Genomic DNA, 21,044 nt, shown 5'->3' on the forward strand with positions numbered 1-21,044 from the left:
CTCCTGACGCAACGCTTGCCTCTCCGTCGCTCTGTGTCAGCATCGCAGCAACGGGCGCGGAACTTCCGGGGGGAAGCTTGACGCTACGCGGGCGGTTGACGGCAGCCTTCCTCGCGGTGGTGCTCGGCCCCGTCCTGCTCGGCGCGTTCTTCGTCGGCTCGACCATGTCGGCCGTGGACCGGGGCCGCTCCACCGAGCGGCTCGGGCTGGCCGCCGCCGGGGTGCGTACCTCCGTGGACGCCCTCTGCCAGCAACTGCGCGCGGCGGCCGACGCGGTCGCCCTGGTCGCCGAACCCGCCGCCCGGCCCGGCGCGGCTGCCCAGGTCGTCGGCCGCGGCCTGGCCGCCGCCGTCCGGATCATCGACACCGCCGGCCGGACCACCTACGCCACCCCCGACGGGCCGGCCGAGCCCTGGCAGGACTGCTCCGGCGCCCCGCCGGCCGCCGGACCGGTCCGCGCGCTCGCCGCCCGGGTCCAGCTCCGCGACCCCGCCGGTGCCGACCTGGGCACGGTCACCGCCGCGCAGCCCGTCGACCCGGCGTTCGTCGCGCGCCTCGCCGCGGTGACCGGCGTCGCGGTAACCCTCCTCGACGACGCCGCCGGCCCCGTCCGGGTCACCCACACCACCGAGAACCGGGAGGTACGCGCGGCGGTGCTCGCCGCCGCCGACCGGATCGACGGGGACCGGGTCACCGAGACCGGCGACGGCCGGTACGTCCGCCGGGTCGGCCCGGCCCCGGGACAGCCGCTGCCGCTGGTCCTCTCGGTCCCCGGGGAACGCCCACCCGGCCTCGACGTCGCGCTGGTCGGCGCGGTGGTGCTGGCCGCGCTGCTGGCGGTGCTGACCGCCTGGCGACTGGCCCGGGTCACCACCCGGCCGCTCGTGGAGCTGGCCGGCGCGGTGGACCGGGTGGCGCACGGCGATCTGAACACGCGGGTGCCGGTGCGCAGCCGGGACGAGATCGGCCGGCTGGCCCTCGCCTTCAACCGGATGACCCGGGAGACCGGCACCTACGTGACCGCGCTGACCAGCAGCCGGGACCAGCTGCGCGGACATCTGGCGGTGCTCGGCGACACCCTGGCCAGCACCCACGACCTGCAACGCATCCTGCGGGTGATCCTGCACAGCGCCATCGCCGCGACCGGCGCCCGGGCCGGGGCGGTGCTGCTGCTCGACGCCGGCGGCGTGCTGGTCGGCCAGTGCGCAGAGGGACTGGAGGGGCGCTGGCCCGTCGACGACCCGGCCGACGCGGCCACGCTGCGGGTGCCGGTCGGCTCGGGGGTCGTCGGCGCGGTGGTCGCCACCGGGGAGCCGCTGCGCGGCCGGTGGGAGCCGGCGACCGCGCCGACCGGGGAGCCGCTGTGCGAGACGTACATCGCGGTGCCCTTCGCGGCGCCCGGGGCGGCGGAGCTGGGCTGGCGCGGCGGCCCCGACCGGCCGGGGCACCCGCCGGCCGGCACCGACGGCGACGCCGGCGCGGCCGGCGGCGGGACGCTCGGGGTGCTGGTCCTCTACGACCGGCTCGGCGCCGACGAGTTCGACGACGACGACCTGGAGACGCTGCGCACCTTCGCCGGGCACGCCGCGGTCGCGGTGGACAACGTGCGGGTGCACGAGGAGGCGCAGCGGCTGTCGCTGACCGACCCGCTCACCGGGCTGTGGAACTACCGCTACCTGCGCGAGTCGATCCGCCGGGAGGTGGAGCGGGCCAACCGGTTCGGCCGGATGCTCAGCGTCCTGGCGCTGGACCTGGACCGGTTCAAGGACGTCAACGACACCTGGGGGCACGCCGCCGGGGACGCCGTCCTGGTCGAGTTCGCCCGCCGGGTACGCGGGGAGATTCGCGAGGTGGACCTGGCCTTCCGGCACGGCGGCGAGGAGTTCGTGGTGCTGCTGCCGGAGACCGACGCCCGGGGCGCGGCCATCGTCGCCGAGCGGCTCGGCGCGGTGGTCCGGGACAGCCCGGTGCCGGTGGACGGGCACTCGGGCGAGCCGGTACGGGTGCCGGTGACCGTCTCCATCGGCATCGCCGTCTACCCCGACCACGCCGCCACCGGGCAGCAGGTGCTGGACGCGGCGGACGACGCCCTGTACGCGGCCAAGGCCGCCGGCCGGGACGGCTACCGGCTGGCGCAGCCGCCGGACCCGGCACCCACGCAGGAGATCTCGGTGGTGGCCGGGGCGTTGAGCCCGCCCGACGGACTGCCCCGGGCCGGCGCCGTGGATGCCGCGGCCGGGCCCCCGGGCGGCGCGTCTTCCGGTCCTCACCCGCCGCGGCAGAGCCGTGGCCGATAGTCTCGCGACATGTCGGAGCACTCAGCGAATCCCTCAACGACCGCCGCGACCGGTCGTCCGCGCGCGGTCAAGGCCGTCATTCCGGCCGCCGGCCTGGCCACCCGGTTCCTGCCGGCCACCAAGGCGGTGCCGAAGGAGCTGTTGCCGGTGGTCGACCGGCCGGTGCTGCAGTACATCGTCGAGGAGGCCACCCAGGCCGGCATCGGCGACGTCCTGCTGATCACCGGTCGCGGCAAGACGTCGATGGTGGACCACTTCGACCGCCGCCCCGACCTGGAGGCCAAGCTCGAGGAGAAGGGCGACACCAAGACGCTGGAGGCGGTGCGCCGCCCCAGCGAGCTGGCCGAGATCTACACCTGCCGGCAGCCCGAGCAGCTCGGCCTCGGCCACGCCGTCGGGTACGCCGAGTCGCACGTCGGCGACGCGCCCTTCGCGGTGCTGCTCGGCGACGAGTTCGTCAAGCTCGACGAGCCACTGCTGCCGGCGATGATGGAGCTGCAGGCCCGCACCGGCGGCGTCGTGCTGGCCTTCTTCGAGGTCGACCCGGCCGACACCAAGCGCTACGGCATCGCCTCGGTCGAGCCGGCCGAGCCCGAGCTGACCGACATCGGCGAGGTCGTCAAGGTCACCGGCATGGTGGAGAAGCCGAAGCCGGAGGACGCGCCGAGCAACCTCGCCGTCCTCGGCCGGTACGTGCTGCCGGGGAAGATCTTCGACGCGATCCGTCGGACCGAGCCGGGCAGCGGCGGCGAGATCCAGCTGACCGACGCGATGGAACTGCTGCGCACCGAGGGCACGCCGGTGCACGCCATCGTCTACCGGGGCACCCGCTACGACACCGGCATGCCGCTGGGCTACCTCCAGACGGTCGTCCAGATCGCCGTCGAGCGGGACGACCTGGGCGCCGAGTTCCGCAAGTGGCTGGTCGAGTTCGTCAACTCCGACGCGTCGGGCGGTTCCAGTACATGACCGCGACGGCCGACGCCGAGGCGGCCGCGAACGAGTTGACGCCGCTCGCCGACTACCTGGGCAGCGTGCTGCGCAGGTTACGCGCGCTGCCTCCGCTCGACCTCGATCTGACCCAGGCATACGGCAACGTCCTCGCCGAGGACGTGGTCGCGCCGCACTCGTTCCCCGCCTTCGATCAGGCGGCGGTGGACGGGTACGCCGCGCGCTGGGAGGACATCTCCGGAGGGAGCCGGGGGCCGGGATACGTCCCGGCCCCCTCCGGCACGCCCGGCGGTCACAGCATCCGGCTGAACGTGGTCGGCGACCTCGGCGCGGCGAGCTGGCGGCCGGTCCGGCTCACCCCGGGCTCGTGCTTCTCGGTCGCCGCCGGGGCGCCGCTGCCCATCGCCGCGGACGTGGTGGTCCCGGTGGAGTGGACCGACCAGGGCATGGCCGCGGTGGAGATCTTCCGCGCCCCCAAGCGGGGGTACGGCGTCCGCCGCGCCGGTGAGGAGCTGCCCGCCGGCACCCTGCTCGCCCGGGCGGGCACGTACGTCTCGCCGGCGCTGGTCGCCGTCTTCGCCGCCACCGGCATCGGGCACGTGGTGGTCCGGCCCAGCCCACGGGTGGTCATCGTGGCCACCGGCGACGAGCTGGTCGACGTGGGCCGGGGCAGCCAGCCCGGTCAGGTGGTGGACGCGAACTCGCACGCGCTGACCGCCGCCGCCGCCGAGGCGGGCGCGCTGGCGTACCGGGTGGGGATCTGCGACGACGACCCGGAGGGGCTGCGCGGCCTGCTGGAGGACCAGACGCTGCGGGCCGACCTGATCATCACCACCGGCGGCACCGGCACCGGCCCGGGCGACATGGTCCGCCGGATCCTGTCCCGCCGGGAGGGCGGCCGGGCCGGACCGGTGGCCTTCACCGATGTCGCCCTCTATCCCGGAACGGCCCTCGGATTCGGTACGGTCGGCGCCGAGGAGGTGCCGGTGGTGTGTCTTCCCGGTGAGCCCGGCGCGGCGCTGATCGGCTTCGAGGTGCTGGCCCGGCCGGCCATCCAGCTGCTGGCCGGCGCGGAGCCGGTGTTCCGGCCCAGCGTCCGCGCGCACCTGCTGGAGACCGTCTCCTCCCCGGTGGGGCTGCGCGAGTTCCGCCCGGCGCACGTGGCCGAGCGGCGCGGCGGCGGGTACACGGTGCAGCCGCTCAGCGGGGGGCCGTTCACCCTCTCCGGCCTCGCCGAGGCGAACGGGCTGCTGGTGCTCGGCGAGCGGGTCACCACCGCCGCCGCGGGCTCGACTGTGGACGTGCTCCTGTTGGACCGGCGCCGGTGAGCGCGAGGAGCGAGCCTGCGAGCCCCTCAGTCGCGAACGGAAGGCAGGCCCGGTGAGCTGGTTCCAGCGGCCGCCCGGGTGGCCGGCGGTGCTGGTGGACGGTCCGGTGGTGCTGCGGCCGTACCGGCGCTCCGACGCGGCCGCCTGGTCGGAGGTGCGGCGCGCCAACCGGGCCTGGCTGTCCCCTTGGGAGTCGCATCTGCCCGGGAGCTGGGACGAGTCGAACTCGCCGGCCGCGTTCCGCTACGTCCACGCCGACCAGCGCCGCTCGGCGCGCACCGGTGACGGCATGCCGTTCGCCGTCTGCCTGCGCGAACAGGGGCGGGAGCGGCTGGTCGGCCACCTCAACATCGGCAGCATCGTCCGGCGGGCGTTCTGCTCCGGGTACGTCGGCTACTGGGTGGACTCCAGGGTGGCCGGTCGCGGGGTGATCCCCACCGCGGTGGCGCTCGCCGTCGACCACGCGTTCGGTCCGGGTGGGCTGCACCGGGTCGAGGTGAACATCCGGCCGGAGAACCGGCCGTCCCGGCGGGTGGTGGAGAAACTCGGCTTCCGCGAGGAGGCGTACCACGTGCGCTACATGCACATCGACGGCACCTGGCGGGACCACATCGGATACGCGATGACCGGCGAGGAAGTGGCCGCCGAGGGCGGGCTGCTGGCCCGGTGGCACCGCGTACGTGACAACGCGGGGTGAAGCGTCCCACGCTCGACGCCCGGCGCGGCGCACGGTCAACTCGGTCGGCGGCCCGTAACCTCAAGTAACTGCAAGCTGTGGCAAGCGCCGCTCGCCCGCAGGATCTGCGCCGTGGACGACCATCCGGGGAAGATCCTGCGGCCGACCGGCGGTTGCCCCGAACTCGGTGACGGGAGGGGTGAGGGTGCCGACCTCGGTGCTCCTCGCCGTCCTCGCCGCCGCCGGCCTGCTCGCCCTCGCGCCGGCGCTGGTCCGCCGGTACGACGCCACCGAGCGGCTGGTGGCGGAGCGGGCGCAGTCGACGGCGCGGGTGCTCCAGCGCCGCCGGCGGCGCCGCACTGTGCCGGGACGGCGCCCGGTCAATCCGTCTCGCTCCCTCGTCGTCACGCTGAGTGAGGATGCGAGCACGGGGAGTCTGACCGCCCCGGTCTCCGCCCCGCCCGTCCCGCGCCGCCCGAACCGGCTGCGCGCGGTGCCGGCCGCCCCGAGCCGGTCCCGCCGACGGCACCCACCGAAGCGGCGCCACCACACCCCGGCGATCTACCGCCGCCGCCGGGTGCTGGCCGCGCTGCTGCTGCTCAACTTCGTCGAGCTGATCGGCGTGGTCGTGGTCAGCCCCGGGTTCTGGATCAGCGTCTCGGTCACCGGCATGCTGCTCATGGCGTACGTCGTACACCTGCGGCAACGCGCCCTCGCCGAGCGCCGGCGGCGGCGCGCGGAGGCCCGGGAGGCGGCCTGGCTGGCCGCCCGGCAGGCCGAGGTGCGCCGCGAGCAGGCCCGCCGCGCCGCCGCCCGCCGGGAGGCCCAGCGCCGCCTGGCCGCCCAGCGCGAGGCAGTCCGCCGTACGGCGATGGGCCTCGACCGCCCCGGCGACCTCCCCCCGGCCGCGGCGGCCGGCGGCTCGGTCTCCTACCGCCGCACCGGCGGCCTCCGCGGCCGCCCCTACCAGTCCGGCCGCAACCCCCACTCGGCCTGACCCTCGCCGCCCGCGCCCGTCGTTATGTCGCCCGGTCGGTGCCGGTATGGGCGGTTCCGTGCGCCGCCACAACTCCATGATCGGTGGTGGGGAGGGTGGCGCGGCGGGGTGATTCGCTCGGAGGGCGGGTGACCTGTTAGCCTTGTCGCCGGCCCGCCCGGTGAAAGCCGGGTGGGACCGACGCCGGTTCGCCGGCGGAGGGGCTGTGGCGCAGACCGGTAGCGCACCTCGTTCGCATCGAGGGGGTCAGGGGTTCAAATCCCCTCAGCTCCACCCCAGGTCAAAGGCCGTTTCCGCTAGCCGGAGACGGCCTTTTTCGATCTTGTACAGCAGCGGAGTACAGCAACCACCGATGCGTACTGACAACAGGACTGTTTCCAGCGCCGCTAGTGCCTGCGTGGGTAGGGTCCGGCGGTGATCGTCGCCCAGTACGCGTACTTGCGCTGACCTCGACTCTGGTTCCGGCCGCCGAGATCACGGCGAGGCTCGGCATCGAGCCGGACGAGATTGTCGTTCGCGGCAGTCGTCAGGCCGACCCCGCGAGGCCCGCCAGGCACCGGTGGAAGGTTGCCTGTCGCAAGCCTGGGTTGACCGTGGACGACCAAATCACCCGGGTCGTTGACCGGTTGTTCGGTCACGCGGAAGCAGCAAACAGCTGCTACGCGACGACGACGACCGCGAGGAGCGACAAGGCCGCCAGTGCATGAGCGCGCAGGGCGAGCTTCGGTGACACTGGCTGGTTACGGCGACCAGGCTCCCCCGGCGGGGGTACGTGGCCGATGGTGCCGACGATCCGAGTAGCCACGCAAGTAGCCAAGTGGTTGTACCGGAGGCCTACAGCCGGTCGCCTGTCGACAGGTGGGGCGCCATGTAGCGGATCAGGGGCCCGTCCGGATCGTGGTAGTCGAGGATGATGTCTGGTACACCGACCGCCGCTGGGTGCGGCTCGCCTGTCTTTTGGTGGCTGACGTCGCCATTGGGTGGCGTGGGGACGCTGGCAGCTACGGTGATGTTCACGCGCTGCACCCCACGGTCGGTCTCCTTGGCCGATCCGGACGTAATCACGACAACTGTCGAATTGTTCTCTTGCCGATCTGGCGGTGGGCCGCCTGCGCCTACCGGGTTCGGCTTCGCGGGCAGGCATCGGCAGGCGCGGCCACGGGCGTGCAGCGCCTGCGCCAGGTAATCGACCACGGCGAGGTGTGAGTTTGGGCAGGCCACGGCCACCCTCAGGCCTTTGCCGACCGACGCTGCCATGATCGTGTCGGCAACAGTCGCTAGCGCTGCGCGCTCGCGCGCGATGGCGGAAAGGTCAGGCACGGTGGTGCCCTTGACCCGGGCTGGACTTCACATCGATAGAGGCGCGACCATCCCGGGTGCTTGTTACATCGTTAGGCCTCAGCCAGCAGGGCTACGCCATGACGACCGGGCTCTGCGCCCCCGTAGCGGTCCGCGCGGAGGCGGTACGAGCACGGCCAATAGGCCTGGCAGTCTCGACACCGGCGGGGGTCGTCATCACACTGCCGGTGCCGGTCTGCCAACGCCTGCCACTGCTCCAGGTCCATGTCCATGGCCCTCTAATACCCACCAACGCCACCCCGCCACGCTGTTTGCTGCTGTTCAAGATCGGGTATGGGGGTCGACGCATAAGGGGGAATGGGGGGAGTGGAAGAGGGCTCTGCGGTGCATGCCGGGGCCCTCTTCACGCTAGACGGAACCTGCCGAGGCTCGGTGTATGGCACCGGCTCCCCTCGTCCGGGGTCATGCCGCCGGCGAGCCGGGAGCAGTAGCAGGGGCGGCTTGACATCAGTCGTTGACATCGACGGGGTGGCCGTCGCCGGACATGTTCGTACGTATCTCGCCGCCGGCCCCCCACCCAGTGGACGTCAGCGGACGCTGCGAGTCTTACCGGAAGCGCCTTGCAAGCGAGGCGTCAGGGTCACGTCGAGCAGCCAAGCGAGCAGCCAAACCGGCGAGCATCAGCGAACGATCGCGGACCAGGACACTATTTCGGGGACGAGGACCAGGCGGTAGACCAGCACCGAGGAACCGACTCGTAATGCGTAGGTCGCTGGTCCGGTCTTCCCGACCCGGCCGCAGGCCCAACCTCGCGCTGTGTGGCCCCTGGCCGGGTCACCCAGGTGGCGGGAGAGCGGGACCGGCGGGCGCGGAGAACTGTGTGAGGTAGACGCGAGCCCGCCACCCGTCCACGCCGTAGCGCATTGCGACGACCCCCGCAACGAGCCCGATGAGAAGGTTGGGCAGCACGACGATCGACAGCGGCGATTCGGGTACACGCCCTAGCAGCACGACGCCCACGACGGAAACCAGCGGCGCGAGGACAGCCGGGAACACGATGGACGGCAATCCCTCGGCCCGGGCACGCGCCGCGGTTAGAACCGCGTCGCGTTCGTTCGGCCATGGTGCCCGCAACCCACGGATCATGTTCTCCCATCGGCGCAGGTCGACGTCGTCCACACCGCGCACCGGAGGCCGTGTCCACGCCGTAGGCACGCCGAACTTGGCGAAGTACTGGGCCCTGGCCGCCACTGCTCGAGCCGTGATGCCCACCAGACCGACCACGCCGAGCCCGTAGATCGCAGGTCCGAGGATCCGGCCGATGTCGTCCGGTCGGCGAAGGAGGAACGCTCCGGCGGCCGCGACGGCCACCGCGGATAGGGCCGTGGCTATCGGGGCGACGGGCGCCCAGCGGGGACCAGTGTGATGCCCGGCCGGAACAGAAGGTCCGTGCGAACTCACCACCTACGCTCCTCGCATCACCCGACTCCGTCGTCTTCTGCCCGAGCGGGTGGTGCGGCAAACCGAGCCATACTTCGGCGTGCGACGGCAGTACCGCAGTAGCCGATGTCCGCGGTTGACATCAACGGAGCCGGCCGTCGGCGGATACCAGCGGACGGATCAGGGGGACGTCGCGGACGTCTCGAACGGCGACGGACGCCGCGACTATCACCGGATATGCCTTGTAGGCGAGTCTTCAGGCCAGCGGCTGCGGACGGTCACATCGGCGCGTGAGCCGGCGATCGCGGACCCGCCCACCAGTGTTCAGATCCCCTCAGCTCCACCCCAGGTCAAAGGCCGTTTCCGCTAGTCGGAGACGGCCTTTTTCGATCTTCTACAGCAGGCCGGCCCGGCGTGGGCGCGATGCTTGTCGTGATCTTGGCGCGAGCGAGAGCGACGGCGTAGAGCCGGTCACTAATTGCTGCCTTCAACAGCAGCTTGGCTTCCTCGCCGCTCAGCGGCGGATCAGACCCCTACTGGCTGTGCTGCCCAAGCATTGGCCAGCTCCTTGCTGACCTGGTTCAGCAGGGTGGTGAAGGTCGGCGCGAGCGGAGTCAGGGTGGTTTCGGCTGCGGTGACCGCGTAGATCTGGCGGTGTAGCCGGGGCCGGGTGAGCTCGCGGTGGACGGCTCCGGGCGTGGGGGCGATGGTCAGTCGGGAGAGCATGGCGACGCCGATGCCGGTGCCGACGAGGGATTGGGCGACGTTGTAGTTCTCTGTCTCGAACTGCACGCGTGGGGTGAAGCCTGCGCCGGCGGCGGCCTGGTCGAACTGCTGGCGGGCGGCGTACCCAGCGATGATGACGATCCACGGTTGGTCTCGAAGTTGGTCGAGCCGCAGCCCTTGCGGTTTCCGTTGGCGACGGATGAGCGGGTGATCGTCGGGCAGGCACAGTGCGAGCGGGTCGGTCAGCAGTCGATGCGCTCGAACGGTCGGTGGCGGCGTGAGATCGGCGCTGTAGCTGGAGATGACAGCGACGTCGAGGTCTCCGGCCTCAACGAGGCCGATGCCCCGGTCGGAGGCGATCTCCACGATTGACAACTCGGCATCGGGGTGCTGGTGACGCAGGGCGGTCAGTGCCGGCGGTAGCAGGTGTTGAGCGGCGGTCTGGAAGGTGCCGATCCGCAGCCGCCGCGATAGGGGGCCCATGAGGGCGGTGAGACGGTCGCCGACACGTCCGCACTGCTCGTTTATGACGTCGCCGGCATCGGCGAGCACGTGGCCCGGCGGGGTCAGACGAGCACCTCGCGGACCCCTGACGACCAGGGGCACCTTCCAGTCCCGTTCCGCCCTGACGAGCTGTCCGGAGACGGCGGCGGGTGTGAGGCCTAGGGCTTCGGCCGCCGCGGCGAGGGAGCCGTGGGTGCGGATCAGCGCGAGGAGTCGCAGCTGCGCCGGGTCGGTCTGCATTAGCAGATCTTAACGGCCGGAGTAAGAGGACCAACTTCTGTTACCTCTGTCGGCGGTGTCACGCTGGCTCGGAACACTCGCGCCGACATCCGGAACAGGAACGCCTCGTGCCCACGCACTTTCCCGCTTTCGTCCTCACCGTCGCCTTGCTGGCAATCCTGCCCCGGGGCCAACAACGCCTCGATAACGCGGCAGACGCTGGTATTCGATCGACGGGCGGGGTTACTGACCGTGGCGGGCGCCGCCACGGGCATAGTGGTGTGGGCCGTCGCCGCGGCAGTCGGGCTGTCGGCGGTGCTGCTGGCCAGCCCCGGCGCGTACCTGGGCATCCGAATCGGCGGTGCCGCCGTGCTCTGTGCCCTGGGCGCGCAGACCCTGTGGTCGCTGCGTCAGCCAGCTGCTTTGCAAAATGCGGTCGAGGAACGGGTCTCCGGAGAGGGCAGGCGCGCCTTCTTCGTCGGTGTGGCCACCAGCCTGGGTAATCCCAAGGCGGGTGTCTTCGCCGTGTCGTTGCTGCCGCAGTTCGTCACTACGCATGGCCCGGTCCTCGCATCCTGCGTCGCCCTAGGCGTTGTCTGGGCGTCCGTGTCAGGCGCCTGGTTCTGCTGTTTCGTGTGGGCCATCGACAAGGGGCGCTCGCGAGTCACCAGACCGGCCTTCCGGCGCGTCATGCAGGCATTCACAGGAGTGACGCTGCTGTGTCTCGGTGTCGCGGTCGCAGCAGGTGCTTGACCGCTGAGCCAGCAGTGCGGCTCCGCTCCACCCCAGGTCAAAGGCCGTTAGCCGAAGACCGAATCAGATCGGCGCAGTTTCCCGGTCCGCTGTAGGGAGCGGCGTGCGGGTTGGTATGCCTGTGGGGTGTCGGATCAAGCGAACAACGAGCAGTCTGCGGTTGGCGGCAACGGGCCGACGGAGGACGGTGGAACGGCGTCCCAGACATCGCTGACGGGTCATCGTAGGGCGGGGCTGGCGCTGCTGCTGGGCGCGCTGGGTGTGGTGTACGGCGATATCGGCACGAGCCCGCTGTACGCGCTGAAGACAGTCTTCACCCTCGACCGCAGTCTGACACCGGACGCTCCCGACGTGTTCGGGGTGATCTCGTGGGTCTTCTGGTCGATCATCCTGATCGTGTCGGTCAAGTACGTCATCTTCATCCTGCGGGCCGACAACGAGGGCGAGGGCGGGGTGATGGCCCTGGCGGCCCTCGCTCGAAGGGCGCTGCTGAAGGCCAGCGAAAGGCGCGCCGCTGGCGTGCTGGCGCTGGGAGCGCTCGGCGCCGCCCTGTTCTACGGCGACAGTGTGATCACCCCGGCGATCTCGGTGTTGTCGGCGGTGGAAGGGCTGGAGGTGATCTCCCCGCGGTGGGCGGTGGTGGTGCTGCCGGTGTCGGCGGTGATCCTCACCCTGCTGTTCGCGATCCAGCGATGGGGCACCGGACGGGTCGGGGCCGTGTTCGGGCCGATCATGGTGCTCTGGTTCGCCTGTCTGGGCGTCGCCGGCGTGGCCGAGGTGGTGCGGCACCCGGGCGTTCTGGCCGGGTTGTCACCGACGTATGCGGCCCTGTTCGTCGTGGACCACCCGGTCATCGCGTTCATCGCGATGGGTGCCGTGGTTCTGGCGATCACCGGTGCCGAAGCGCTCTACGCCGACATGGGGCACTTCGGCCGCGCCCCGATCCGCCGGGCCTGGTTCGCGATCGTGTTTCCCGCGTTGACCCTCAACTATCTCGGGCAAGGCGCGTTGATCCTACGAACACCGGACAGCCGGTCTGATCCGTTCTTCCTGCTCCTGCCAGACTGGGCGCGGCTGCCGATGGTCGTCCTGGCCACCGTCGCCACGGTGATCGCGTCCCAGTCGGTGATCTCCGGGGCGTACTCGGTGTCCCGGGAGGCCATGCGGCTGGGCTTCCTGCCCCACCTGCGCATCCGGCAGACCTCCCGCCGCGAGTACGGGCAGATCTACCTGCCCGGGGTGAACTGGAGCCTGTTCGCGGCAGTTTTGCTAGTGACGTTCGCGTTCGGCTCATCCACGAACCTTGCCGCCGCCTACGGGGTGGCAGTCACCGGCACATTCCTGATCACCACAACCCTGTTCCTGGTCGTCGCGCGGGCGCGGTGGCACTGGACCACCTGGCAGCTGGCGCTGTTCGCGGTCGTCTTCGGCACCATCGAGCTGACCTTCTTCACCGCGAACCTGGCCAAGGTCACCCACGGCGGCTGGCTGACGCTGCTCATCGCGATCATCCTGTTCACCACCCTGCTGACGTGGCGGCGCGGAGCCGAACTGGTCACCGCCCGGCGGACCGAACGCGAAGGACCGCTCCGCGACTTCATCGACACCCTGCACGCCACGAACATCCCCTGGGTGCCGGGCACCGCGGTGTTCCCCCACCCGAACAAGGAGACCACCCCTCTGGCGCTGCGCGCTAACGTGGCGCACAACCACGTTCGGCACGACAGAATTGTGATCATCACCGGTCGCACCGCCAACGTCCCACACATTCCATGGGAGCAACGCCTGACCATCGACGATCTCGGCGACCCGAACGACGGCATCATCCACATCACCGCCGTCTTCGGCTTCCAAGACCCCACCGACTTCCCCGAGGTCCTGCGCCACGCCGCCACCCACCCCCTCGCCGAAGATGTCGCCCGCGACGAGGTCTCCTACTTCGTCTCGAGGATCACACTGCGTTGCACTCGTCAGCCCGGGATGGCCATCTGGCGCAAACGCCTGTTCATCGCCCTCGCCCACAACGCCGCCAGTCAAGCCGAGTTCCTTCACCTGCCCGAGGAACGCACCATCGTCCTCAGCGCTGAAGTCCCCGTCTGAGCCCGCCCCGATCAGCCGCGGCGAGCCATGGCCCGGCTAGGCCGTGTTTCATAGGTTGACTGGGTGGGGCAGGTTACGGCCGCTGGTGTGTCGGTGATCGATAAACAGCGAGGTCTCCGGTAGATGGTTCATCGACCAAGACGACCATCAGCACGGAGACCTCGTGACCACCATAGCGGTGACGAGGCGGTTCGACCTGACTGACGGGCAGTGGGCGGCGCTGGAGCCGCTGCTGCCGAAGGGCAGGAAGCCAGGACGACCGCCGAAGTGGAGTAAACGGCAGCTCATCGACGGGATCCGGTGGCGGGTGCGGGTGGGCTCACCCTGGCGGGACGTGCCGGAATGCTACGGGCCCTGGCAGACGGTCTACGGACTGTTCCGCCGCTGGCAGCGTGCGGGAGTCTGGCAGCGGATCGTCACCGGGCTGCAGACCCGTGCCGACGCTGCCGGTCTGATCACCTGGGACGTCAGTGTCGATTCCACGATCAGTCGGGCGCATCAGCACGCCGCTGGTGCCCGCACCCAACCTGAGCTGCAGAAGGAACCACCAGGCGGGGTCGAAGACGAGCCGGCTGATCATGCCCTGGGTCGCTCGCGGGGTGGCTGGACCACCAAGCTGCACCTGGCCTGCGAGCAGGGCCGCAAACCCCTCGCGATGCTGCTGACCGCCGGCCACCGCGGCGACAGCCCCCAGTTCACCCGGGTCCTGGCCCGCATCCGGGTCCCCCGGCCGGACGGTGGCCGACCCCGCACCCGACCCGACCGGGTCCTCGCAGACAAGGCGTACAGCTCCCGCGCCAATCGGGCGGAGCTACGCCGGCGCGGCATCCCGGCCACGATCCCCATCAAGATCGACCAGGCCGCCAGCCGGCGCAAGAAGGGGTCCAAGGGCGGCCGACCGCCGACCTTCGACCCCCACATCTACCAGCAGCGCCACGCGGTCGAGTGCGGCATCAACCAGCTCAAACGCCACCGCGCCGTAGCCACCCGGTACGACAAACTCGCCGTGCGCTACCAGGCCACACTCCACGTCGTCGCGATCAACGAGTGGCTCTGACCCGAGCTATGAAACACGGCCTAGTCGTTGGTGATGCGGCGAGCGTCTGCCCTAGTCATCCTCGATGACCGGCTCAGCCCAGGCCGCGTGCACGAACTCCGACGTCCAGGAGAAGCCGTCCGATTCGCCCAGCGACAGCTTGACGGCGGCAGCGATCAGGTGCTGTCCGGCGGGCACGATGGCGACCTGCTGCCGGACTCGCCTCGCGTGGCGGATCTGGTACTTCAGACCCTCGATGTCCACGACTCCGCACTCGTCGCCCGGCGCATCCACCGAGGTCGACTCCACCGTCACGGACCAGCCTTCCTTGTTGGCCTTGTGGAGCCACACCTCGAAGGCGCGCTGTTTGCCGTCCTGCTCTGACACCCGGGCGATGATCTCGATCGGATCCGTTCGGTTGTCCATCGTTGTCCTCCGCCGGTCGGCCGAGAGTGCACCTTAACGGTTCGCGGTGGTGCGGGCGGTCCCGGTCAGGAGGAGGTCCGCCACGGGTCGGCGACCCGAAAGCGCGGGATGGCAGACTTCGCCCATGCAGCTGCCACCCGCCATCACCCCGGAGACCGCCGACTGGACCTTCGTCATCACCGAAGGCTGTGCGGAGTGCGGCTTCTCCCCGCAGGAGGTCACGTCCACGGAGGAGCGGCTGCGGGCCACGATCCCGACCTGGCGGGCCGCGCTGGCGCGGGACGACGCCTCCGTACGGTCGGCGCCGACCGTCTGGTCCCCGGTGGAGTACGCCTGCCATGTCCGCGACACCTGCCGGATCTTCCGCGAGCGGCTGGAGCTGATGCTGCGGGAGGACGATCCGGTCTTCGCCAACTGGGACCAGGACGCGACGGCCGTCGAGGAGGACTACTTCCACCAGGCCCCGGCGCAGGTGGCCGACCAGTTGGCCGCGGAGGCGGAGGCGACGGCGGCGGCGTTCGACGCGGTCCGGGTGGACCAGTGGGAGCGGCCGGGCCGGCGCAGCAACGGCTCGGTCTTCACGGTGCGCACCTTTGCGGTCTACTTCCTGCACGACATCGAGCACCACGTGCACGACGTCACCCGCTGACCGCTCGGCCCGATCGTGGGAAGTCCTCTCGACGTCCCGTCGCGTACGGGTCAGCGTCCGGGCGCCTTCGAAGATCTTCAGTCGCACCGACGGTACCGGTGACGAACAATCAGCCCGCCACGGCCTCAGGACGAGGGCAGCACGGCGGCGGTGCGGACCAGGTCGGCGTCCACGGTGAACCGCCCGGTGACCAGCGCCGGCGGTTCGGCGACCGGGGCGGCGTGCAGCCGGGCGGGCGCGATCCGGGCGGTGAACGTCCCGGCGTCCGGGTCGAGAATCACCCGGGCGTCGTGGAAGTCCAGCCAGGTGCCGACGACCGGGTGCCAGAGCTTGTAGACGGTCTCCTTGGCGCTGAACACCACCGCCGGCCAGGAGACCCCGGCCGGCAGCCCCGCGAGCTCCGCCTCCTCCTCGGGCAGGCAGATCATCCGGCGTACCCCGGCGGTGAGCTCCCGGTGCCGCTCGGCGTCCATGCCGACCGACCGGATCTCGCCGGACCGGGCCACGGCCGCCGCGCAGTAGCCGTGGGTGTGGGTGATGGCGCCGACCACGCCGGCCGGCCAGACCGGGGACCGGTCGGCCGCCGCGGACACCGGCGCGGCCGGCAGCCGGAGCGCGGCCAGCGCCCGCCGGGCGCAGACCCGGCCCGCGGTGAAGTCGCGCCGACGGCTCGGCACCGCGCGGTCGCTCAGGCAGGCCAGCTCGGCGGGGAGCAGGTCGCCGGCCCAGTCGTCGGGGCCGGCCACGGCCACCGCGACCGCCGCCGGCAGCAGGTCACGCATCACCCACCTCCTTCAGGTACGACCGCAGCCGCGCCACCTCGGCGTCGAGCCGCGCGGCACGGCCCGCCTCGACGCGCCCCGGCTCAGCCACTGGTCGAAGGTCTCCGGCCCCGCCAGCCCGTACGCCCCGAGGTACGCCGGCACCACCTGGGCCGCCGCCTCGTCGGCCGACGGCAGCCCCGCCCGCCGGGCGAGGAACCGGTCGACGGTCAGCTGTCGGACGGCCATGACCGGTGAACGTACCGCAACGGTGTAACGCCGGAGAGTCTCGTAGCGCTCTACGGGCGTCATTGGGGGGAACTGAAATCCACACTCGACGGCAGCGCCGCGGCCAACGGCGGCCCGACTGTCCGGACACGGCGAGGGGATATGGGATGACAGGTGGGGACGAATCCGGCAAACGGCCGGGCGAGCACGCTCCGGTGACTCCTGACTGGATCTGTAGCACCTGCGGCGACGACTGGCCGTGCAGCACGAAGCGGAACCGACTGCTCGACGAGTATCAGGTGGACCGGGCCTCGCTGAGTGTCTACCTCGGATCCTGCCTCGCCGCCGCCAGTCAGGATCTGCGCACCGCGCCGGTCTCGTCCCTGCAGGACCGCTTCATCGGCTGGGTGCCGCGCAACCCGCGCACCGCCTGACCTCCGCCCTGTGGTGGCCGCCCCGAGCGGCGGAACGGCCACCACGGGCGGCTCACCGGCGGCGGGGCCGCCGGGTCAGGGCGAAGCCGACCACCCCGGCCACCGCGGCGAGGACGCCGCCGGCCGTGGTCCAGACCCAGCGCGAGCCGGGCTCGGGGAGCCAGCCGGTGAGGCTGCTCTCCTCCTCCGCCACGGGCTCGGCGGTCGGCTCGGTGGTCAGCACCGTCCCGGCGCGGCTGGCCGGCACCAGGGGTGCCTCCAGATCCCCGTCGTCGCCCGACGCGCCGGCCTCGCCGTCCGCGCCGACCAGCAGGTCCACGTCGATCGGCTGGCCCAGATCCGGCTCCGGGAGGTCGACCACCGAGAGCCGGACGTAGTAGGTGCCGGGCAGCGGGTCGGCGGACCACGGCTCGGCCCACGACCGGACCCGGCGCAGCGTGCACCCGAGGGTCACGCTGGTCGCCGCCGCGTCCACGGTCGGTGTCTGCGCCCCGGCCGTGCAGGCCTGCCGGCGACGCAGCCCGTCGAAGACGTCCACGGTCCAGGTGGAGTTGCCGCTGCGGCCCTTCGGGAAGGTGACGGTGGCGGTGACCTGGTGAACCTGCCCGGCCTGCGCGGGGAACGCCCAGTAGAGGTGGTCACCGGTCGAGGCGCCGACCCGGACCGGCTGGCCGGCGGTGATCGCGGTGGCGGTGAGGAAGGACGTGCCGGCCTTGGTGACCGTGGCCGCGCCCGGCGAGGGGATGGGCGTCGGGGCGGCCGAGGCGGCGGCCGGGGCGAAGGTCAGTCCGGCGGCGACCAGCGCCGCGGCGGACCTGAGCAGGGTACGCATCCTCAGTTCTCCCTCCAGGTGGCGACCCACCGGCGGGTGAGCAGCCCGGCGGCCAGTCCGGTGAGCAGCCCGGCCAGGGTGAGCAGGAGCAGCAGGGTCCAGCCGCGGCCCAGGTCCGGGCCGTCCGGGGCGGGGGAGGAGGCGACCACGTCGACGGTCAGCTCCACCGGCATGCCGGGCGTGGCCTCGGTGCCGGGGCGGGGCGCGAAGGCGTTGCTGACCACCAGGCAGATCGTCTGCGCGGGCCGCGTGCCGCTCGGCTCGGGCGTCGGCGTCGCGGCGTCCTCCGCCGCCGACCAGCGCAGGCCGGCGGAGATCACGTCGGTACGTCCGCTGCCGGCGTCCATGCCCCGGACGAGTTCCCGGCCGTCCGGTGCGGTGACCCGCAGCAGCACCCCGTAGTCCGGGTTTACCGGCCGGTCCAGCGCCACGCTGACCGAGGCGCGCAGCTCCTGTCCGGCCCGCACCGGCACCCGGTACCAGCGGTGCTCGGAGAACGCCTCCCGGTCGGTGTAGACGCCGGGGGCGAGCAGCGGGGCGGTCCCGCACCCCGCCGCGCCGCCGACCACCGTCGGCGTGGCCGTGTACGTGTCCCGGGCCCGGTCCACCAGCTGCTTGATCCGGCCGCTCAGCTCGTCGGCGCTCTGCGCCGCCGTGTACGTCCCGCCGGTCGCGCCGGCGATGCAGAGCAGCTGCCGGCGTACCTTCTCGTCGGGGGCCAGGCCCAGGGTGTCGACCACCAGCCGGGTGCCCTGCGCGGCCAGTTCCCGGGCCACCTCGCACGGGTCGGGCGGGGCGCAGGTGTCCTCGCCGTCGGTGATCAGCACGATCCGGCGGACGGTGGTGCTGGTGCCGAGGTCCTGGGCGGCCGAGCGGAGCGCCAGTCCCACCGGGGTGAAGCCGGTCGGTCGCAGCGTGGCCACGGCCGCCTTCGCCTGGGCCCGGTCGACCGGGCCGACCGGCACGATCTGCTGGGTGTCCTGGCAGCCCTTCTTCTTGTCCCTGCCCCGGTAGGCCGCGCCGAGCACCCGGATGCCGAGCTGGGTCTCGTCCGGCAGCGCGTCGACCACCTCGTTGAACGCCTGCTGGGCGACCGAGATCCGGCTGCGCCCGTCGATGTCCCGGGCCCGCATCGAGCCACTGACGTCGAGCACCAGCTCGACCTTGGGCGGTTCGGCGGGGGGCTCGGTGGTCTCCTCATCGGCCGCGGCGAGCGTCGGGCCGATCAGCGCGGTCGCGGCCAGCAGTCCCAACAGGACGGCCGTCGATCGTCTCTTGTTGATCACCGGCCGAAGTGTAGTGAGATCCACTTTAGATGATCATCCGGGTCAGATCGTGATCCCCCGGCGACGTGGCGGGGGTGACCGAGGCGCCCGCCCGGTCGTCATGAATTCGTAAGGTTTCCGTCGGATGACCCGTTGTCAGCTGCCGGATGTGAACCATTCGGCCGGTGGTGCATCCCTCGGCAATCTGACCCAACTCCACCCGTTGTGAACATGCTGGGGTGTGGTTAAGCTCTTCATGCGCGCCCCAATCGCCCGCTTCCCCCGTGGCAGGCGATCGGGGCGCGCTTCTCTTTGCCCGACCCGCTCCGGCGGCCGTACGGGCCACGCCGCTCGGGCCTCAGATCCAGCGGCCGTCCAGCCACATCCGGGCCGACCAGTCCGCGTACGGCAGCAGCCGGCCCACGAAGATCGGGTAGAAGTAGGCGAAGCAGAGCGCCACCAGCAGCACGTACGCGCCGGCGATGATCCCGCCGACCAGCCGCCGGTCGGAGACCTCCTCCGCCGCGGGCGCGACCGCGACCGTCGACCCGACGGGCGCCCCGGCCGGCGAGATGATCGCGCCGAGCACGTAGACCACCGCCAGCACCAGGAACGGCAGCGCCGGCGCGGCGTAGAAGGAGAACATCGTCCGCCCGTCCAGGGCGAACCAGAACCAGGGCAGCAGGCCGGCGGCCGCGCAGAGCAGGATCGCCCCGGCCCGCCAGTCCCGCCGGGCCGCACCGAGCCAGCCGGTCGCCACCAGCGCCGGCAGGAACGACCACCAGAGCAGCGGGGTGCCGAGCAGCAGGATCTCCGAGGCGCAGCTCGGCGCGCCGCAGGCGCCGTCGCCCGACCAGTAGAAGGCCACCGGCCGGCCGAGCAGCAGCCACTGCCACGGCCAGGACTGGTACTTGTGCGGGGCGTCCAGCGTGGTGTGGAAGCCGTACGCGGCCTTGTGGTACTCCCACAGGTTGAGCAGCGGGCCGATCACCGGGGCGTCGCTCAGCCCGGGGGTGTTCGGGTAGCGGCTCGCCAGCCGGTAGTAGCCGTCGTCGCTGAGCAGCCAGCCGGACCAGGTGAGCAGGTACGTGCCGACCATCAGCACCCCGGCCAGCAGCAGCCAGGGCAGCTCGTCGAGGAGGGCGTCCCGCCACGGACGGCGTACCCCGGCGGAGCGGCGGACGCCGACCTCCCAGAGGATCACCAGCAGCGCGAAGGCCGGCACGAAGTAGAGGCCGCTCCACTTGACCGCGCAGGCGCAGCCGAGCAGCACCCCGGCGAGCAGCCGCCACCACGGCCAGTCCCGCCAGCCCGACGACGGCCGGCCGGCCCGGCCCGGACGGGACGGGTCCAGCCCCGCGTCCAGCGCGCGGGCCCACCGGCGCCGTCGGGCGTCCCGGTCGAGCACCAGGGCGCCGAACGCGGCCAGCACGAAGAGCAGCAGGAAGATGTCGAGCAGGGCGGTGCGGGAGAGCACCAGGTGGAAGCCGTCCAGGGCGAGCAGCAGCCCGGCCGCGCAGCCCAGCGTGGTGGAGCGGAACAGCCGTCGGCCGATCCGGACCAGCAGCAGCACCGAGAGCGTCCCGGCGACGGCCGCCGCGAAGCGCCAGCCGAACTCGGGGGCGGTGGTCATCAGGTGCCCCGGGACGGAGATCTTCGTCTCGGCGTCCTGGTAGCCGAAGGCCCACTCGCCGAACCCGATCAGCCACTTCCCCAGCGGCGGGTGCACCACGTACGACGGGCCGTTGTCCTTGTAGTTCCACTCGACGCCCCGGTCGATCAGGCCGTACGCGTCGCGGGCGTAGTAGATCTCGTCGAAGATCTTGCCGTTGGGGCCGCTCAGCCCGACGAACCGCAGGATCGCCGCGATCAGCACGACCACCCCGGTGGCCAGCCAGGCGTGCCCGTCGAGCCGGGCGTCGACGGTGGCGAGCCGCCGCCGGACGATCGCGGGGACGCCGCCCCCGCCCGCCGCCGCGGACCCGTCGGCGGCGGGGTGGCCGGTCGTCGTCGGGTCCGACCCGGACCGGCCCGCGCTCACGCTCTGTGCTGTCGACGCACTCGTCACCGGGCGATCGTAGGCTGCGAAGGTGCCCGGTGGTGCCTGTCGTCTCCGAGATTGG

20 protein-coding genes and 1 tRNA gene are annotated in these 21,044 nt (G+C 71.9%); 12 read left to right on the top strand and 9 right to left on the bottom strand.

Going from position 1 to position 21,044, the window contains the following annotated elements; translation table 11 throughout:
* Positions 1–77: 77 nt before the first annotated feature.
* From ACTWO6_RS03570 to ACTWO6_RS03600, 7 genes are all read left to right on the top strand, one after another.
* A complete protein-coding gene (locus ACTWO6_RS03570; RefSeq protein WP_446218201.1) occupies positions 78–2,297 on the top strand; it encodes a diguanylate cyclase in 2,220 nt (739 codons plus the stop codon).
* A gap of 9 nt (positions 2,298–2,306) precedes the next feature.
* Positions 2,307–3,266, top strand: a complete 960-nt coding sequence (locus ACTWO6_RS03575) for a UTP--glucose-1-phosphate uridylyltransferase (RefSeq protein WP_446218202.1) — start codon at positions 2,307–2,309, stop codon at positions 3,264–3,266.
* Positions 3,263–4,576: a molybdopterin molybdotransferase MoeA gene (locus tag ACTWO6_RS03580; RefSeq protein WP_446218203.1), complete on the top strand. Its 1,314-nt coding sequence runs from the start codon at positions 3,263–3,265 to the stop codon at positions 4,574–4,576. The genes ACTWO6_RS03575 and ACTWO6_RS03580 overlap by 4 nt, the downstream gene beginning before the upstream one ends.
* 88 nt (positions 4,577–4,664) lie before the next feature.
* Positions 4,665–5,273, top strand: a complete 609-nt coding sequence (locus ACTWO6_RS03585; RefSeq protein ID WP_446220550.1) for a GNAT family N-acetyltransferase — start codon at positions 4,665–4,667, stop codon at positions 5,271–5,273.
* A 178-nt stretch (positions 5,274–5,451) separates the two neighbouring features.
* The gene (gene sepX, locus ACTWO6_RS03590; protein ID WP_446218204.1) at positions 5,452–6,249 is read left to right on the top strand and encodes a divisome protein SepX/GlpR; all 798 of its coding nucleotides are present in this window, start codon (positions 5,452–5,454) and stop codon (positions 6,247–6,249) included.
* A 199-nt stretch (positions 6,250–6,448) separates the two neighbouring features.
* Positions 6,449–6,522, top strand: a tRNA-Ala gene (locus ACTWO6_RS03595).
* Positions 6,523–6,638: 116 nt separating this feature from the next.
* Positions 6,639–6,956: a DUF4279 domain-containing protein gene (locus ACTWO6_RS03600; protein ID WP_446218205.1), complete on the top strand. Its 318-nt coding sequence runs from the start codon at positions 6,639–6,641 to the stop codon at positions 6,954–6,956.
* Between the two features lie 127 nt (positions 6,957–7,083).
* Here ACTWO6_RS03600 and ACTWO6_RS03605 read toward each other — a convergent pair whose 3' ends face one another.
* The 3 genes from ACTWO6_RS03605 to ACTWO6_RS03615 form a co-directional block, all read right to left on the bottom strand.
* Complete coding sequence (locus tag ACTWO6_RS03605) at positions 7,084–7,569, bottom strand: hypothetical protein (protein ID WP_446218206.1); 486 nt, start codon at positions 7,567–7,569, stop codon at positions 7,084–7,086.
* An 813-nt stretch (positions 7,570–8,382) separates the two neighbouring features.
* Positions 8,383–8,919: a hypothetical protein gene (locus ACTWO6_RS03610; protein WP_446218207.1), complete on the bottom strand. Its 537-nt coding sequence runs from the start codon at positions 8,917–8,919 to the stop codon at positions 8,383–8,385.
* 594 nt (positions 8,920–9,513) lie between these two features.
* On the bottom strand, positions 9,514–10,458 hold the full coding sequence (locus tag ACTWO6_RS03615; RefSeq protein WP_446218208.1) for a LysR family transcriptional regulator: 945 nt from the start codon (positions 10,456–10,458) through the stop codon (positions 9,514–9,516).
* A gap of 198 nt (positions 10,459–10,656) precedes the next feature.
* On the opposite strand from ACTWO6_RS03615, the gene ACTWO6_RS03620 reads away from it, so the two are divergent.
* From ACTWO6_RS03620 to ACTWO6_RS03630, 3 genes are all read left to right on the top strand, one after another.
* Positions 10,657–11,190 carry a LysE family translocator gene (locus ACTWO6_RS03620; protein WP_446220551.1) on the top strand — a complete coding sequence of 178 codons (534 nt, stop codon included), beginning with the start codon at positions 10,657–10,659 and terminating at the stop codon, positions 11,188–11,190.
* Between the two features lie 126 nt (positions 11,191–11,316).
* Positions 11,317–13,290 carry a potassium transporter Kup gene (locus tag ACTWO6_RS03625; RefSeq protein WP_446218209.1) on the top strand — a complete coding sequence of 658 codons (1,974 nt, stop codon included), beginning with the start codon at positions 11,317–11,319 and terminating at the stop codon, positions 13,288–13,290.
* Positions 13,291–13,453: 163 nt separating this feature from the next.
* Positions 13,454–14,347 (top strand): IS5 family transposase, encoded by an 894-nt coding sequence (locus ACTWO6_RS03630; RefSeq protein ID WP_446218210.1) that lies wholly within the window; start codon positions 13,454–13,456, stop codon positions 14,345–14,347.
* A gap of 51 nt (positions 14,348–14,398) precedes the next feature.
* On the opposite strand, the gene ACTWO6_RS03635 is transcribed toward ACTWO6_RS03630, so the two are convergent.
* Positions 14,399–14,752 (bottom strand): hypothetical protein, encoded by a 354-nt coding sequence (locus tag ACTWO6_RS03635; protein WP_446218211.1) that lies wholly within the window; start codon positions 14,750–14,752, stop codon positions 14,399–14,401.
* A gap of 124 nt (positions 14,753–14,876) precedes the next feature.
* Here ACTWO6_RS03635 and ACTWO6_RS03640 point away from each other — a divergent pair, with 124 nt between their 5' ends.
* The gene (locus ACTWO6_RS03640; RefSeq protein WP_446218212.1) at positions 14,877–15,401 is read left to right on the top strand and encodes a DinB family protein; all 525 of its coding nucleotides are present in this window, start codon (positions 14,877–14,879) and stop codon (positions 15,399–15,401) included.
* A gap of 125 nt (positions 15,402–15,526) precedes the next feature.
* Here ACTWO6_RS03640 and ACTWO6_RS03645 read toward each other — a convergent pair whose 3' ends face one another.
* Positions 15,527–16,183: a 4'-phosphopantetheinyl transferase family protein gene (locus ACTWO6_RS03645; RefSeq protein WP_446218213.1), complete on the bottom strand. Its 657-nt coding sequence runs from the start codon at positions 16,181–16,183 to the stop codon at positions 15,527–15,529.
* A 12-nt stretch (positions 16,184–16,195) separates the two neighbouring features.
* Positions 16,196–16,411, bottom strand: coding sequence for a hypothetical protein (locus tag ACTWO6_RS03650; protein ID WP_446218214.1), 216 nt, complete (start codon positions 16,409–16,411; stop codon positions 16,196–16,198).
* A 146-nt stretch (positions 16,412–16,557) separates the two neighbouring features.
* On the opposite strand from ACTWO6_RS03650, the gene ACTWO6_RS03655 reads away from it, so the two are divergent.
* Positions 16,558–16,824: a hypothetical protein gene (locus ACTWO6_RS03655; protein ID WP_446218215.1), complete on the top strand. Its 267-nt coding sequence runs from the start codon at positions 16,558–16,560 to the stop codon at positions 16,822–16,824.
* 52 nt (positions 16,825–16,876) lie between these two features.
* On the opposite strand, the gene ACTWO6_RS03660 is transcribed toward ACTWO6_RS03655, so the two are convergent.
* From ACTWO6_RS03660 to ACTWO6_RS03670, 3 genes are all read right to left on the bottom strand, one after another.
* On the bottom strand, positions 16,877–17,656 hold the full coding sequence (locus tag ACTWO6_RS03660) for a peptidase (RefSeq protein ID WP_446218216.1): 780 nt from the start codon (positions 17,654–17,656) through the stop codon (positions 16,877–16,879).
* A 2-nt stretch (positions 17,657–17,658) separates the two neighbouring features.
* Positions 17,659–18,942, bottom strand: a complete 1,284-nt coding sequence (locus ACTWO6_RS03665; protein WP_446218217.1) for a VWA domain-containing protein — start codon at positions 18,940–18,942, stop codon at positions 17,659–17,661.
* A gap of 337 nt (positions 18,943–19,279) precedes the next feature.
* Positions 19,280–20,989 (bottom strand): dolichyl-phosphate-mannose--protein mannosyltransferase, encoded by a 1,710-nt coding sequence (locus ACTWO6_RS03670; RefSeq protein ID WP_446218218.1) that lies wholly within the window; start codon positions 20,987–20,989, stop codon positions 19,280–19,282.
* Between the last annotated feature and the right edge of the window lie 55 nt (positions 20,990–21,044).

The organism is Micromonospora sp. IBHARD004 (assembly GCF_052814115.1).

Excerpts from the sequence above, each read along its gene's own strand:
- ACTWO6_RS03575 (WP_446218202.1), top strand. The coding sequence starts at position 2,307 with ATGTCGGAGCACTCAGCGAATCCCTCAACGACCGCCGCGACCGGTCGT.
- ACTWO6_RS03580 (WP_446218203.1), top strand. The coding sequence starts at position 3,263 with ATGACCGCGACGGCCGACGCCGAGGCGGCCGCGAACGAGTTGACGCCG.
- ACTWO6_RS03615 (WP_446218208.1), bottom strand. The coding sequence starts at position 10,458 with ATGCAGACCGACCCGGCGCAGCTGCGACTCCTCGCGCTGATCCGCACC.
- ACTWO6_RS03635 (WP_446218211.1), bottom strand. The coding sequence starts at position 14,752 with ATGGACAACCGAACGGATCCGATCGAGATCATCGCCCGGGTGTCAGAG.
- ACTWO6_RS03640 (WP_446218212.1), top strand. The coding sequence starts at position 14,877 with ATGCAGCTGCCACCCGCCATCACCCCGGAGACCGCCGACTGGACCTTC.
- ACTWO6_RS03645 (WP_446218213.1), bottom strand. The coding sequence starts at position 16,183 with ATGCGTGACCTGCTGCCGGCGGCGGTCGCGGTGGCCGTGGCCGGCCCC.
- ACTWO6_RS03650 (WP_446218214.1), bottom strand. The coding sequence starts at position 16,411 with ATGGCCGTCCGACAGCTGACCGTCGACCGGTTCCTCGCCCGGCGGGCG.
- ACTWO6_RS03655 (WP_446218215.1), top strand. The coding sequence starts at position 16,558 with ATGACAGGTGGGGACGAATCCGGCAAACGGCCGGGCGAGCACGCTCCG.
- ACTWO6_RS03660 (WP_446218216.1), bottom strand. The coding sequence starts at position 17,656 with ATGCGTACCCTGCTCAGGTCCGCCGCGGCGCTGGTCGCCGCCGGACTG.